Source organism: Vibrio sp. 1CM24A, from assembly GCF_023161725.1.
Classification (GTDB): Bacteria; Pseudomonadota; Gammaproteobacteria; order Enterobacterales; family Vibrionaceae; genus Vibrio; species Vibrio coralliirubri.
In genome coordinates this window covers 449,051-463,300 of sequence record NZ_JALNTS010000002.1, presented here as the reverse complement: position 1 = coordinate 463,300, position 14,250 = coordinate 449,051, and the positions used below count along the sequence as shown (strand labels likewise).

Sequence of the window (14,250 nt, the reverse complement as noted above, 5' to 3'; positions counted from 1 at the left end):
ACCTACAGACTCTTAACTTGAATATCAGAGAAGTGTTGGCCTTCCATGACGTACTGAGCACCACTCACCACGACGAAATCGCCATCGTTGAGCGTTGATTCAACACACACGGTATTTTGGGACATCGAAACCACGTCCACAGTCACGCCATGAGCTTGCTCGTTTCGAACGGTGAATACTTGCTCGATACCCGCTTGGTTGACGATCGCTGAATACGGTAAGCAGAAATTATCGGTTGGTTCGCCAAGTTGAGTCGTCAGTGTGACGGCTTTCCCTGGCAACACAGATTTGTCGGCTGACTCTACATGGTAAGTCACTGCGTAGGTCTGCTTAATAGGGTGAGGGGACGTGGCAATTTCAGTGGCGTGCCCAATCATTTTTTCCTCTGAGCCATACCAGTTGATTCCAGCGATTTGATTCGGTTTGAATTCATGAATCAAGTTTTCTGGGACTTGGATTTTAACTTCAAGCTGATCAGGGTTGTGGATGGTGAAAACTGAAATACCCGGCAGGACTTGTTCAAACTGATCGAAGTTAGATGCCGCTACAACGCCGTCGAATGGCGCAAGCAGTTGGGTATAACGAATTGAATCTTTTGCGCGGCCTATGTTCTGTTCAACCACTTTAACTGCGGCTTCACTTCTTTCATAACCACTGATTGCACGGTCCAGATTAACATCAGCAATCGCGTTGTCAGCAATGGCTTGTTTCACTCGAGCAAGTTCAGTCTTAGCTAGCTTGTGTGCGGATTTTGCTTCAAGAGAACGGGCTTGTAACTCTTCCAACGCCACTTGGTAATCGTGCGGGTCGAGTTGTGCCAATGGTTGGCCTTTCTTAACTGTATCGCCAACAGAGACCATCATGTTTTGAATAGTGCCGGGTACACGAAACGCGACGCCAGCCGTTTCTGATGACTGCAATTTGCCCGTGAACGATTTTTCAACTTGATGAGAGAGAGGCTCAAGTTGAATAACTTGAATCGGACGCGTTTGTTTTTGAGCTGTCGTCGCCTCAGAGTCATTACAGCCAAACAGAGCAGTTAGGCTTAGTGCAATGACTGTGTATTTAAAGATAGGTGTCTGTTGAAAGATAGACGAACGCTGCAAAACAGATGAATGTTGAGATATAGGCTTCATGGATTACTCCTGTCAATTTATGGAGCAATTCTATCTTTCAGTTTTGTTTAGATAATCTAGTCTATTCGCGAAACACTGTCATGATATTCGTTACAATAACTAAAGATTTGGAAGTTCTTGTAATAGAAAATCAATCAAAAGTTGAGCAGAATGACTCAGCGCTTTGCGTTGAGGGTAGAGTAGCCATGCTTCTTCTTGTTGAAGGTTCTGGTCAGGGAACAGGTTAATCAAAGTTCCGTCTTTGAGTTGTTGTCTTACCAAGAGTTCCGGCAGTAATGCGATGCCTCTGTGACGTGTCGCACCACCGATCACGAAGCCGATACTGTCACTCACCACCGAAGGTTCGACCTTGATGATGTGGTCTTTGATGTCCCACTGCTTGTCGATGTCACCACTTGGCCATCGAAAACACACAAAGGGGTAGTTGGTGAGCTCTCTTAAGCTTGAAGGCGTGCCTTCTTTCTCTAGAAATTCAGGGCTGGCGACAAAAACACGCTGCAAAATCATTACCTTGCGTGCCACTACGTTCGCGTCACTCAACGTACCACCGTGCATTGCGAGATCTAACCCTTGTCGGTACATATCGACAAAACCATTGCTGATCGTACGAATATCAAGCTCGATCTTTGGGTACATATCTTGGAATTTAAACAACGTCGATTGCATGATGTCGCTGGTTTCTGGCAGCAGCCCAATCTTAACTTGCCCGTGTGCAACTTCTGATAGGTTGGAGGCGATATGGTTCGCTTTGTCGAGCGCACTTAACGCATTGAGGAGCTCTTTATAATAAAGCTCACCAGATTTCGTTAAGGAAAGGCTGCGCGTGGTTCTAAAGAACAGTTGAATACCCAGAGACTTCTCAAGGTCGTTAATTCTGCGGCTAACATTAGCGCGGGGAAGGTCAAGTGCATTGGCAGCGGCAGTAAAACTACCCAGTTCGACAACGGTGGTAAACAGCTTAAGATCTTCGATTTTCATAACAACGGCATTTAATCGTTTTTAGAACAGTATGTTGGCATCGTATACCAATTGGATTTTAAAATCGAAGCGTTCTTTAGGTTGGCTTGTTTTGAGGCAGTAAAAAGCCAGCCGATAAATCATTATCAAAGCTGGCTTTGTGTTCACATCGGACAAGACTGCTCTATTTACCACCTTGGACTAAGCAGCTTGTTCTTTCACCCTGGACCATATTGGTTTAGCGACCTCGACCATCTACCATTACGATGATGGTTTTAGAAATGATGCTCAGATCAGCGGCAATCCAAGACTTAACAGAACATAGGCTTAGTGCATAACTGTGGTCAAATCCCACTTTGCGACGTACATCATCAATACAGGTGTCGTAACCTTGATTCACTTGTGCAAGCCCTGTAATACCAGGCATTACACCGTATGTACGGTCAGCAAAGTAAGGGATTTCATTCTCTAGTTTGGTGTAAAAAGTAGGGCGTTCAGGACGTGGGCCAATTAGAGACATTTCACCTTTCAATACATTGATCAGTTGTGGCAGCTCATCAAGACGCGTCTTTCTCAAAAAGCGGCCAACGGGCGTGATTCGTGGGTCATTCGCGGTAGCCCAAACTGCACCAGAGCGAGTTTCTGCATCTTCGTACATGCTACGGAATTTCATGATCTCAAAGATTTCCATTTTCTCCGGTGTCGATTTACCAACACGCAGTTGACGGTAGAAAATAGGGCCACGAGAAGTGAGTGCAATCGCCATCGCAATCAACGGAAATACGGGCGCTAGCAAAATCAAAGCAATCAGTGAGCTTACAAAATCGAAAGTACGTTTAGCACGTGAGATTTTGTATTGGTATAGGTTTTGGGTAGATAGCTGTTCAATGTTCATCATAATAAGTCCTTAATGATTCGCTCGTGTCCAAGGTGAGTTTTCTAGTCCGATTAGGTAACGAATGCCACCAATGAAGTTGGCATAATGTCCAACTATCAAATAAGAGATTAATGAAATAGGTTTGTTTACTAGACGCTTTGGCAAGATGCAGCCAAGGACGCCAATGGTATAAACGGCAACTTGAGCCCATAACAGCGCTTCAAATACCAAGTAGTTGCTAAGTAAGATTGAGCACACTAAGCACACAATCATTAAATATGGAGTGAGTAGGCGAAGTCCTTTTCCTGAAAAGAACGCAAACGCGATGCCTTTGAATTTCGGGCTGAACAAGCCAAATAATCGAATCGCTTGTTGCATGTTGCCCGCTGAGATACGAAGTCTTCTTTTAAAGTCTGTTTCTAGGTTCGATTCCTCTAGCTCTAATGCCACCATTTGGGTTTCGTATTCTGCGATGTAACCTTGTTTAACGATTTGCATCGGTAAGATGAAATCATCATTAATAGTGTTGAGTGGAAGCAGTTCAAAAAGGTGTGTTCTAAATAAGTAAAAAGCGCCATGGGAACCCAAGCTAGAACCTAATGAAGCCTCTGACTCTTTAACCGCGGTTTGGTACTGCCAATACGTGTTTTCGCCTTCATTGCCTGTTGGACAAAGTTGATAGGTTGCGTTTACCACTCCAACCTTGTCACTTTCAAAATGAGCGGCGGCTATAAGCAAAGCATCCAATGAAATAAGAGCAGAAACATCACTCATCGCTGTAATATCACTGGTTATACGTGTCACTTCTTCATTAACAACCGCGACTTTACCTCGGTTTAATTTATGGTCATGTATCTCAAAATAAACATCACTGCACATTGCTTCTTGGATGGTCATTTGAGCAATTGCGACCGTGTTATCGGTACAACCATCGCAAGCGATAATGACTTCCAACTTCTTTTTTGGGTAATCGAGTGAAGCAAGGTTACGAATCTTGTCTGCGATCCACTGTTCTTCGTTAAATGCAGGAACAAGAACGGTGATGGTCGGTAACGTACAATCTTGCTGCTCATCTTTGTAACAACGATGACTCTCTTCAACTTGACGTGCTGGGTGGCTTTTAGCATACCAACGCAGTAACAAAGGGTAGGCTGCGTGATGATAGACAATCAACGCGCCTGAAAACAAACAAAGTCCCGCAAGTAACCAATCGATCATGCGTAAGCTCCTTCTGAGATATCGTTGTAAGACGAAACCATTTTGATGATGTCGAAGTTCTCAAGAACGTAGTGTCGAGGTGATAAAAAGCGTTCATTTTGAGTCTCTAACAAGGCATTGGCTAACCCTGTAATGCTGCCTTTTTTAACGAGTGTTCCGCTTATAGGGCACAAGGTTTCATCGACGGCACCAACGTCCATTGCGACAGTGGGAATATTGCATGCTTGAGCTTCGAGTGTAGAAAGCGGCAGCCCTTCGTGGCGTGAAGGTAGGCAGAAGGTATCCAACGCTCCGTAAAACGTGGTCATATCTTCAACTAGGCCAAGAAAGACGACTCGGTCACTCAGATTCAACCGGCTAGTAAGTTGCTCTAGTTGATTGCGTTTAGTTCCGACGCCAGCCAATACGACAACCATGTTTTCAGGTAAAAGAGTCAGTGCTTTAATAAGTTGGTCTTGGCCTTTGACATGTTCTAGTCGACCTGCACAACCGATGATGTGTTTGTCTGTCGGCAGGTTTAGGCTTGCTCTCGCTTGGTCTTTCGACATTGGCTTAAACTTCTCACAATCGACGCCATTTTTGATGGTAATGATGTTCTCATAAGAAAAAGCAGTGCGTAGTTGGTTATAAACACGTGTCGCGTCGGCAACTAACGTTGGTTGAGCAGCTTTTAAAGCAAGCGCTTGTAATCGACGACGTTTGTTGTTTTTCAGATGCCAAGCGTCATGTTCGGTATGGATTCGAGTTGGAACCCCTGTTACGCGAGCGGCATAACCAGCGTATAACAATGGGCCTATATGATGGGTATGAACAACATCAGGGCGAATCGCATTGAAGGCTTTAATTAGCTTAATAATGATATTGAATTGTACGCCTGGTGCTTTATCCAAAAACACGATTTGCTCTTTGTATGGCTCTAGCTTCGGCCAGTTGTTTATAGATTCTTGTTTTGTACCTTCTAAACTGACAATCAACACTTGGTCTGTTGGTTTAGCAAGGCGCAGCAAATCCAGAGTTAGGGTTTCTAATCCACCCGGTGCAAGGTGCTGAACAACGTGTATGATCTTTTTGCCATGCTTCGTTAAATACGTATTCATAATTTGGCCCCTGCCTTTATAATTCTTGTTTCGCCTTTCTGACGTTTCTCTTGAAGTAAATTCTTTAAAACGTTTAACTACACAAGGAGATTGCAGGAGTTGTGCCAATTAAATAGTCTCTATTTTTCAGGCATTTAGATTATTCAATTCCAGGGAGGTTTTCATTTCTCAAAATGGGAATCAAAACAAAATACGATTGAATGGCAGTTTGAATCATAGGGCTTGGGTAAATCGAAAGTAGCATTAGAACTTGGGGCCTTATAAAAGAAAAACGCCAAGCGAGTGTTGGCGTTTAGTACTTGGAAACTAGAAAGCTAGGAAGCACGAAGTTAGGAAATTAGAAAGCTGTGAAGCTAGCAATTCAAAAATGGCTTTGAGGTTGACTAGCTCATTTTAGGGATCACCGTAATCACTGGGACGCCTAAGATCTCTTCGATTTCGTCTTTACGTTTGATTGAAGAGTCAAACAGTTCAAACAACACAGCTAAGCCAACACCCAATCCGATACCTGCAACGAATCCAGCCAGAATAAAGACAAAAGTCGGCATGTTAGATTTGATACTCGGTGTGAAAGGCAAATCAATAATCTTCACACGTTTGTTTTGCTCGAATACACCAAGCGAACCCGTTAGCTGAGCCATTTCATAACGTTCTGTCAGTTCATCATATAGTTGACGTTTGATTTCAACTTGACGTTTAAGGCGGTACATCTCTTTTGCATTTTCGCCGAAGTTATTGGCCTTATGTTCTAATTCGAAAATCATAGTACGAAGGCTTTTGGTCTCTTCGGTTAAAGACTCAAAGCGAGCACGAACCAGCTGTAGGCTGTGTAATTGAGTGACCAGAAGAGGTTGGGTATCAGAAAGTTTGTTCAGTGTCGTGCTACTTGCGATGTCCCAAAGCTGGTCGCTGTTCATCGTTGGCTGGGTTACCTCGAGTAAACTCTTACGTTCATTCTCTAATCTGTCTAGCTCACGCACTTTAGCTTGCACAGCACTGTGTTTATCTGTGTATTTTGCTTGTAACAAGGTTAGATCGCTTCGAATGTCGATGATCTGGTCTTCTAATTTACCTATCACAGGGTTGGTTCGTGAAAGTTGTTGGTCGATTGACCCTAAACTTTTTTCGACACCCGATAACTCTGCCTCTTTTTCCGCCAGTGTTTGTTTGAGTGACGCTAAGCGATTCAAACTTTGACTTTGTACCTCAGGTGTCGACTGGACGTTTTCGTTCATGTACAAGGCTAAAGCTTCTTCCGCTTCTTCAAGTTCCACACTCCGTTTGTCGATATGAATTTTTAAGAAGTTACTTGAGTCTTCAATTGATGAACGTTCCGGCGCGAGCAACTGTTCAATGAAATGTTCACTTACCGAGCGCAGCGTCGCTTCCATTCCATTTGGTGTGTTCGACGTTAGACTTATCTTTAGAAAATCTTTTCCAAGCTGAGTCACCGATAAACGCTGAGACAGGTCTGTAATGATCTCTTGTTTCTTAATTTCAGGCATATCTGGCGTGGTTAGTTGCAGTTCATCAGCGACTGAGTAAAGCACATGTCGACTGTGAAGCAGTGTTCTCAATGCATTAAGTCGGTCTTTGAGCATGGTCGAAACGGCGATGTCTTCCAAGAATGGATTCATCTTGGCCGTTTCTTGAATCAACATACTGGTATGCGCGTCATATTTAGTAGGAGCCAACTTGCTCACACCAAAGCCTACAAAGGGCAAAATAAGCATTGGAAGAACGATAACGTAGCGTTGGCGCCACATCGCATTGATGATAACTAATAACCGCAATTTCAGATTATTCATAATAGCTCCAACATCCAATGTACGAAGTTACCACGGTTTTGCCAGCTGTCTTGTTCGACGACAGAGATAGGTGAATCGTTCAGTTGGCGTGCATGATCAAGCGCCCAAATCATTTGGTTCGCACTACCAACAGTCGTTACGTGCTCTTGATATGGAACCAAAGCAGGGAACGGTGTTGTGATAATGGGTGTGCCAGCCGCAAGGTATTCCATTAGTTTGAGTGGGCTACAAGCTCGGATCTGCTCGTTATCAACAAACGGCAGCAAGCTCACATCCCAGTGTTGAGAATAGCTTGGCAGCGTGTGGTGTGGACGTGGGCCAAGGTAATGTACGTTACTCAACTTAGGCAGCATGAGCGTATCAAGCTCGTTTGGGCCAATGAAAACAAAGTCCCATTCCGGCATCGCATTCGCAACTTGACCAATCATTTCATAATCCAGCCATTTAGAAAGGCTGCCATAAAAACCAGCAATAGGGCGGTGGTTGCTTGGTAAATCATTCGCTCTGGGTGCGGGTGTTGAAAATAGGTCTACGTCGACGCCGTGTGGTAGCAAGTGCGCTTTATGTTTTGGAAATTTATCCATCAATTTTTTGCTAGCCGCGAATATAAGCGTCGCTTTATCGATTAACTCTGATTCGTGCTGTGCAACGGTGTCATGATCAACACCAGCCAACGCGCTAAAATCATCACCGCAGTAATAAACCACAGATGACTCGCCTAAGTGTCCGCACAAATCAACAGCGGTTGGAAGAGAAGTCCATAGGATAGGCGCGTTCAGATTAAGCTCCGCAATAATCGGTTTTAGTTGGTGCAACATCATTTGCTGAGCCAACTTTCTAGAAAATTTAGAAGCAGGCGCAGGGATTGTCTTTAAGTTAACGATAGTAATGTTGTCGTGTCCCTCAGAGTCGAGCATGTTTTGAGTAACGGCTTTGGTTTTACCAAACAACTTGTTGAACGCTCGGCTGGCATCTTTAGCGGACAGCTTCGGTTGTCTTAGGCCAATAGAGTTGACCCATAAGACTTTGTGTTGCTTAGCAAGGTGACGAACTAAATGTTGAGTCGATGAAGGTAGGCCACCAAAGTCTTCACCAAATACGATTAAATCACGCATGGTCACCTCCATGAGTCTCTAACGAATCGAACATATCGGATTCTGTCACTTCAACGGGTTTAATGTGACCGACAACTCGAGCTGGGTTACCACCTGCGATTGCAAAGGCCGGGATGTCCTTTGTTACTACGCTGCCTGCGGCTATTACGGCACCTTCACCGATGGTTACGCCACCTTTAACTGTAACATTCGTGCCCAGCCATACATCGGGTTCAAGAATGATGTCGCCGATTTGCTGAGGATCATCGCCTTCACCTAGTGCTCGACGCTTTGCATCCAGCGGGTGTCCAGAGTATCCAAATAGAAAAGCGCCGCCTGCGATTCGTACGTTGTCAGAGATAACGACTTTACCTCCAACAGCGATAGTCGACTGCCATCCGATGTCGACATTGTTACCAATCGACAATAGTGGGTGTTCCAAGCCTTCTAGTGGTTGAGTACAACCAGAGAATGTCGTGTGGCCAGAGATACGGCAGTTGTCTCCAATCGAAATTTGCACCGGACCACTGACGAAAGGCAGTCCACCATACAAATACAGGCGTTTGCCACATTGAGCCACACGACCTTTGAAAGCAGGTGTCCAGTAGAAGAATCGAGTAAAGCCAGAAACCAAACTCACCACTAACTTGTGCGCTTGATACAGGCAACGATTAAGTATTTGGGGGGTAGGTAGCTCTGCGCTTCTGATGTTTTTCAAAATGAAAAACACATTTCTAATTCGAGAATTAGGATGAAACTTAAGCCAATGTTTGAATTGATGTATAGATACTGACGTCATAATGAAAATCCTCTTTTTTGTTATATAGAAGTACTTTCATATATTGTGCCATTTAATAAATATAATACTTTCAATAGGTTAAAATATTGCTTTTAGGTTTTCTCATTTTGACAGGCAGTTTGAGATACATTTGAGACGCAAACTGTGAGTGCTGCGAGGATATAAATCGGCCAGTTGAAGCCTTGAGTCAAAAATGTACCCGACACGATTGTGCCAATCAGACCTGCATAGATCGCATAGGCGACCGCATTGAGTTCGGGTGCGATTTCTGTGGTCGAGTTTTTTAATCTCGCGAGCGTAGAGCGAGAGGTTTTGATCAAAGAAACGATAAGACAAACAAAAATGATCAGACCAATAAAGCCTGTTTCTGCCAATACACCAAACCAAGTACTGTGAACGGCATGATTCAGTCCGTCCCAGTGCGAACTATAAAAGAAGTAGTTCGAGAAGAAGTTGTTCAACCCTACGCCAGTCAGAGGATTCTCAACTGCCATTTTTACTGCTGCTTCCCATGCATAGATTCGCCCCATTGCAGATTCATCGATACCTTGTTCAGCTGCACCACCAGAAGACCTGTCTGAGATCCCAGCAACCAAGTAGAGCACTACGGCCGCGACAGTTCCCACCGAGATTAATAGGACTTTAGAGCGCACTAGTTTCCACGCAAAAATACCAATCACGGCAATACAACCCAGTAGTCCGCCACGGCTTTGAGTGGCAATAATGGCGGCGAGCAGTAACAGACAAACTAAGGCACTGATTAAACGTTTGGACTTTGAGATGCCAGACGTAGTGGCTTGGCTTATCGTAAAGGCCAGTGGGAACATCAGTACCAACGCTAGGTCGTTCGGGTCGCCTAACATAGAGCCAAAATCGCGGCCAATAGTCACACGTGAGCCTTCAACAAGCCCAATACCATTTACTGAGTTGTACACGGCGATAGAGCTTACTAAAGCGCCAGCGTAGATAATCGTCATCGCGGTTTTTGCGAGATTTTCCGTGGTATTTACTAGCCAAGTAATCGCAAGCGTCATCACGATGATTTTCCAATAAACGCCCTTGAATTCTGCCAGTGCTATTGGCCTGTTGGACGCGAAGATAATACCAATGAAAACCAATACCCAAAATATGGCGAGCCAATTTAAACAAGGGTGCCAGAAGATTTTAAGCTCTTTACTAATTAATGCATGCCAGAGCAAAGCTGACAGTGCTCCTAGTGAAAGCATCAGCGGTATTTTTAATGAATAGAGCTGAGGTACGGCTTCGTGAATTCGGAAAAATGAAAAGACAACGAACAATAGAACTAACCAGAATGTCTTGTTTAACACGAATAAGCCGGCTAATGGCACAAGAGCGAGCGCCACAATGACAGCAGGATGAGGCACAAAGTACCAAACAACACCAAGTCCAACACACAAGGTGCTGATCGTGATGATGACTGGCAATCTATTGGCTTCAGGGTTGACCATTGTGACCTCTATTGGCGAATAAACTCTTTATGACTCGGCTCGCAATCTTTTAAGACGTAGTTACGCCTGATGTTAAAGATTGCAAAGTGAGTGCCAGTTATGCATTTTGTTTAACTGGCTGATTTACTGTTGGATTATTAAGTGAGAGCGTAGCCTTGAGGTGAGTTTTGTCATTTTGAGAATCAGTATAAAACTGACTAAAGCACTTAAATCATCAAGGCCAAATGACCAGTTAACTACTAAGACGAGTATTAACGGTCGAGTTGATAGATTTCCAACAACTGCGGCACAACGGCTTGTGGTGAGTATTGGTTTTTCACGGTTTCTATCGCGTTACTCTTGAGAGAGTCACGTTGCTCGTTCGTCAATGACATCCACAAAGATAAAAACTGTTGTAGCTCGGCCTGTGAATTGGCGAGGTAGCCATTAACTTGATGATCGATGAGTTGAGGCAAGTTACCAACCGAGGTAGCAAGGACGGGAATACCGCGAATCATGGCTTCTAATGCCGCCATAGGTAAGCCTTCAAAGCGAGAAGGGATGATTAACAGATCGATTTGGCTCCAGACGTCATCCATATTGGTTTGATGCCCATGAAAGGTCACATTATCAGGCTGCGATTTAACTAAGACGTCCATTTCTGGTCCGTCACCAAAAAGCTCAAACCGAACATCAGGAAACTGTTGGGCTAATGCGACAAATCGATCCGGCGCTTTTTCATGACTCAATCGCCCCACAAAACCAACATGGAATGGGCTTGATGAACGGGAGTTTGTTAACCCAGTTGGGACTTTAACAAAGTTGTTCAATTGATAGGTCTTGCTCAGTACCTTCGCTTTAATCTTCTCACTGACCACGAGCGACTGATCAGAAAGAAAGCTGCTGTAGCGGTCGAGCCAGTCATAAAGCCATACTTTGCCTGTTGGGGTTTCACCTGCGTGATATGTGGTGATTTGTTTGGTGTTGTTTAAACGAGGTACGAGCTTGATGAGCTTGCTGACCAAACTGGCTTTGTAACCATGAGCATGGATAAGCCTTGGCTGATAATGTTGAACTGCGTGTTTAAGCTGTGTCGCGCTATTGCTACTTGAATCTACAGAGTATGAGGCTAAATCGGAGAGGTAACTATAAGGGATGTTCAGCGCATTCAACTTTTCAACGATGATCGCTTCAGGATTAAACTTAGTTAAAAGAACGACGCGAACAGCCTCTGAGTACTGAGCGCTTTCCGATATCAGGCCTTGTGCTAATTCTAAAACATGCGTTTCGATGCCTCCAAAAGTTTGGCTGTCGATCAACAGCCAAATCTCGTGAAGGTTTACGTTAAGTACACCTTGGCTAGGCTTGATTGTACTCATCTTCCGATTCCCAAGCCTGTTTCTTACGATAAACAGTAGAAGGGCTCAGTTCTAACAGCACAGCAGCGTTTAACACATTGCCATCGCAATGATTGATGGCATGTTGAATGGCTTCACGTTCTATTTGCCACATTGGACGAATAGCACCGTCGCTTGTGGTAAATGCGGGCGTCATCGGCTCGTTGTGAGTTTGAGCAACTGACGATTGCTCCAACTCTTCCGGAGTAATCGGTGGCAACTTAGCTTCTGGTGCTTCAACAACAGCAGGTTGGGGCGCAGTTACTCGAATTGGTGTCACTGATTTCGAGGTTGGAGCTGCATCTACTTTATTAATTGGAGGCGGCAACATGTCTTTAGTCACGCTCGTTTCATTGTTCAACACCACGATGTTACGGATGATGTTTTGCAACTGACGCACATTGCCTGGCCACGCATAACGTTTAAGTAGATTCTGCGTTTCTTTGTCTATTGATTTGAACTTCTTCTTGTCTTGCTTCGCGTACAGTTTCAAGAAGTGATTAGATAGGGTGACAATGTCACTTCCTCGTTCACGAAGCGGAGGCATCTCGATAGGCACAACGTGAACACGGTAGTAAAGGTCTTCTCTAAAACGTCCTTCTTCTACCTCGACCAGTGGGTCGCGGTTGGTCGCACAGATAATTCTGACATCCACTTTAATTTCGCGATTACCACCGAGTGGAGTAAACGTACCAGTTTGCAAAAATCTGAGGAGCTTCTTCTGCATCTCCAATTCCATTTCACAAAGCTCATCGAGAAATAGGGTGCCACCATGCGCTTGCATTGCTGCACCTTTACGGTCGGTTGTTGCGCCAGTAAACGCACCTTTAACGTGACCGAAGATTTCACTCTCCATTAGGTCTCGCGGGATAGCGCCACAGTTAATAGCCACGAAGGGTTTGTCATTACGTTGGCTCTCTTGGTGAATCGCTTCCGCACACACTTCTTTACCGGTACCACTTTCGCCGTTAATAAACACGCTGGCAGTGGTTGGTGCTACCGAATCAATGATCTTGTAAACCGCCTGCATGGGTAGACAAGAGCCGATGAAATTATGAAAGCGGTCACGATCGAACTTGCTTTGCATGTTATCGACAAGGTTTTCGAGTTTCGCTCTTTTTAGATGTAAGCGAACAGAAGTCTTGAGTCGATCGGCTTGAATGGGTTTCTCTAAGAAGTCTTCTGCACCGCGCTGGATAAGGTCTACAGCAATGTTTACTGAGCCATGCGCTGTCGCGATGATGACTGCGGTTGGTATTTCATTCGCACTAATCCAATCTAAGACTTCTTCGCCTGGCATGTCAGGCAGTTTAAGGTCAAGAATAACAAGCTGTGGAGAGTGCCTTTCAATGAAGGTCTTAGCTTCCGCGCCGGTTTCGACGTGGAAAATATCGTAGGGCTCGTCTTTTACGTACTGCTTGTAGAGTACGGCGAGTGAGGTGGAGTCTTCAACTAACAATACCTTAGGGCGCATTGTGTATTCCTTTTGAAACTTTATCCTAACCAATCAATAACATAGTGATATGCAACCATCAATACGAGTCTTGTGTATTTGTTATCTACCGCATGCAATCTTTTAAGAAGCGGCCGGTACAACTTCTCGCATTGCTGTTCATGATGGAGCACATCTTATGGCGACTATATTAATAACGACTGTTTTGAGTTTTTAATCTGCTACCGATAATGAACATGCAAAGCTAGCTGAAGCCTGCTTCTTTCCTTTCAAGCAAGGCTTTTATTGAACGCTCTGCGAGCTCTAGTAATTCATCAACTTTTCGAAATGCAGCATCATAACTCTGTTCTAAGCATTGTTTTTCTAAAGCACGAGCGAGCTCACCCAAAGGGCGATTACCTAACGAAAGCGCTGTGCTGCCGAGAGTGTGGACCTCGAACTCAAGCATTTGAGCGTCTTTCTGAGTGACAGCCTCTTTTATGGCGACCAAGCGTGTTTGTGATTCTTCGACATAATGGTCGATCAAGATAGGAATAATGTCCGCACTTGTATCGCGAATCATTTGCTCCAGAACGCTTTCATCGACAAGCTCGCTCACTTGTTGTGAGTTTAGATTTGTAGCTGCGTCTGACGCCAAAGTAGAATTCATCAAACTAAGTCCTTTTGTTGAGCTTAATATCCGTGAGTACTATTAAGTTCTAGTCATTTTCTAGAATAATTTCAACTGGTTGCCGTACAAATAGCGCATTTATTTGGCATCTCGTTCATCTTGCTACTGGGTTTGTGACAAACCTAACGGACTGATTTAATTTTGTTTTCTCTTATGAAATATCAACTTAGGTGCCTATAAAGCCTAAGGTGCGGGCATATCTCAGGATAAAACGAGGCCAATACAAATAAAAAAGACCACTGCAGTGAATTAACAGCAGTGGTCTTAAAGCGGGATAAGCAGTTTGGGTTAATCAA

General features: G+C 44.3%; 12 protein-coding genes. All 12 read right to left on the bottom strand.

Annotated features, from left to right (window positions below; genetic code table 11):
* Nucleotides 1–2: 2 nt before the first annotated feature.
* Entirely contained in the window at nucleotides 3–1,136 is a 1,134-nt protein-coding gene (locus MSG38_RS05900; protein ID WP_248401257.1) for an efflux RND transporter periplasmic adaptor subunit, read from the bottom strand.
* Nucleotides 1,137–1,235: 99 nt separating this feature from the next.
* A complete protein-coding gene (locus MSG38_RS05895) occupies nucleotides 1,236–2,114 on the bottom strand; it encodes a LysR family transcriptional regulator (protein ID WP_048611092.1) in 879 nt (292 codons plus the stop codon).
* Nucleotides 2,115–2,331: 217 nt separating this feature from the next.
* On the bottom strand, nucleotides 2,332–2,991 hold the full coding sequence (locus tag MSG38_RS05890; RefSeq protein ID WP_017063903.1) for a sugar transferase: 660 nt from the start codon (nucleotides 2,989–2,991) through the stop codon (nucleotides 2,332–2,334).
* Nucleotides 2,992–3,000: 9 nt separating this feature from the next.
* Nucleotides 3,001–4,188 carry a glycosyltransferase family 2 protein gene (locus MSG38_RS05885; protein ID WP_248401256.1) on the bottom strand — a complete coding sequence of 396 codons (1,188 nt, stop codon included), beginning with the start codon at nucleotides 4,186–4,188 and terminating at the stop codon, nucleotides 3,001–3,003.
* On the bottom strand, nucleotides 4,185–5,285 hold the full coding sequence (locus tag MSG38_RS05880; RefSeq protein WP_248401255.1) for a glycosyltransferase: 1,101 nt from the start codon (nucleotides 5,283–5,285) through the stop codon (nucleotides 4,185–4,187). Before MSG38_RS05880 ends, MSG38_RS05885 begins: the two co-directional genes overlap by 4 nt.
* A gap of 383 nt (nucleotides 5,286–5,668) precedes the next feature.
* On the bottom strand, nucleotides 5,669–7,093 hold the full coding sequence (locus tag MSG38_RS05875) for a Wzz/FepE/Etk N-terminal domain-containing protein (protein ID WP_050653467.1): 1,425 nt from the start codon (nucleotides 7,091–7,093) through the stop codon (nucleotides 5,669–5,671).
* Nucleotides 7,090–8,208, bottom strand: a complete 1,119-nt coding sequence (locus MSG38_RS05870; RefSeq protein ID WP_050645138.1) for a glycosyltransferase — start codon at nucleotides 8,206–8,208, stop codon at nucleotides 7,090–7,092. Before MSG38_RS05870 ends, MSG38_RS05875 begins: the two co-directional genes overlap by 4 nt.
* The gene (locus tag MSG38_RS05865; protein WP_248401254.1) at nucleotides 8,201–8,986 is read right to left on the bottom strand and encodes an acyltransferase; all 786 of its coding nucleotides are present in this window, start codon (nucleotides 8,984–8,986) and stop codon (nucleotides 8,201–8,203) included. The genes MSG38_RS05870 and MSG38_RS05865 overlap by 8 nt, the downstream gene beginning before the upstream one ends.
* A 92-nt stretch (nucleotides 8,987–9,078) precedes the next feature.
* A complete protein-coding gene (locus MSG38_RS05860; protein WP_248401253.1) occupies nucleotides 9,079–10,455 on the bottom strand; it encodes an O-antigen ligase family protein in 1,377 nt (458 codons plus the stop codon).
* Nucleotides 10,456–10,706: 251 nt separating this feature from the next.
* On the bottom strand, nucleotides 10,707–11,813 hold the full coding sequence (locus MSG38_RS05855) for a glycosyltransferase family 4 protein (RefSeq protein ID WP_248401252.1): 1,107 nt from the start codon (nucleotides 11,811–11,813) through the stop codon (nucleotides 10,707–10,709).
* Complete coding sequence (locus tag MSG38_RS05850; protein WP_052878417.1) at nucleotides 11,794–13,305, bottom strand: sigma-54 dependent transcriptional regulator; 1,512 nt, start codon at nucleotides 13,303–13,305, stop codon at nucleotides 11,794–11,796. The genes MSG38_RS05855 and MSG38_RS05850 overlap by 20 nt, the downstream gene beginning before the upstream one ends.
* Before the next feature lie 223 nt (nucleotides 13,306–13,528).
* Nucleotides 13,529–13,933, bottom strand: coding sequence for an Hpt domain-containing protein (locus MSG38_RS05845; RefSeq protein ID WP_248401251.1), 405 nt, complete (start codon nucleotides 13,931–13,933; stop codon nucleotides 13,529–13,531).
* Nucleotides 13,934–14,250: the final 317 nt, after the last annotated feature.

Excerpts from the sequence above, each read along its gene's own strand:
- MSG38_RS05900 (WP_248401257.1), bottom strand. The coding sequence starts at position 1,136 with ATGAAGCCTATATCTCAACATTCATCTGTTTTGCAGCGTTCGTCTATC.
- MSG38_RS05895 (WP_048611092.1), bottom strand. The coding sequence starts at position 2,114 with ATGAAAATCGAAGATCTTAAGCTGTTTACCACCGTTGTCGAACTGGGT.
- MSG38_RS05890 (WP_017063903.1), bottom strand. The coding sequence starts at position 2,991 with ATGATGAACATTGAACAGCTATCTACCCAAAACCTATACCAATACAAA.
- MSG38_RS05885 (WP_248401256.1), bottom strand. The coding sequence starts at position 4,188 with ATGATCGATTGGTTACTTGCGGGACTTTGTTTGTTTTCAGGCGCGTTG.
- MSG38_RS05880 (WP_248401255.1), bottom strand. The coding sequence starts at position 5,285 with ATGAATACGTATTTAACGAAGCATGGCAAAAAGATCATACACGTTGTT.
- MSG38_RS05875 (WP_050653467.1), bottom strand. The coding sequence starts at position 7,093 with ATGAATAATCTGAAATTGCGGTTATTAGTTATCATCAATGCGATGTGG.
- MSG38_RS05870 (WP_050645138.1), bottom strand. The coding sequence starts at position 8,208 with ATGCGTGATTTAATCGTATTTGGTGAAGACTTTGGTGGCCTACCTTCA.
- MSG38_RS05865 (WP_248401254.1), bottom strand. The coding sequence starts at position 8,986 with ATGACGTCAGTATCTATACATCAATTCAAACATTGGCTTAAGTTTCAT.
- MSG38_RS05860 (WP_248401253.1), bottom strand. The coding sequence starts at position 10,455 with ATGGTCAACCCTGAAGCCAATAGATTGCCAGTCATCATCACGATCAGC.
- MSG38_RS05855 (WP_248401252.1), bottom strand. The coding sequence starts at position 11,813 with ATGAGTACAATCAAGCCTAGCCAAGGTGTACTTAACGTAAACCTTCAC.
- MSG38_RS05850 (WP_052878417.1), bottom strand. The coding sequence starts at position 13,305 with ATGCGCCCTAAGGTATTGTTAGTTGAAGACTCCACCTCACTCGCCGTA.
- MSG38_RS05845 (WP_248401251.1), bottom strand. The coding sequence starts at position 13,933 with ATGAATTCTACTTTGGCGTCAGACGCAGCTACAAATCTAAACTCACAA.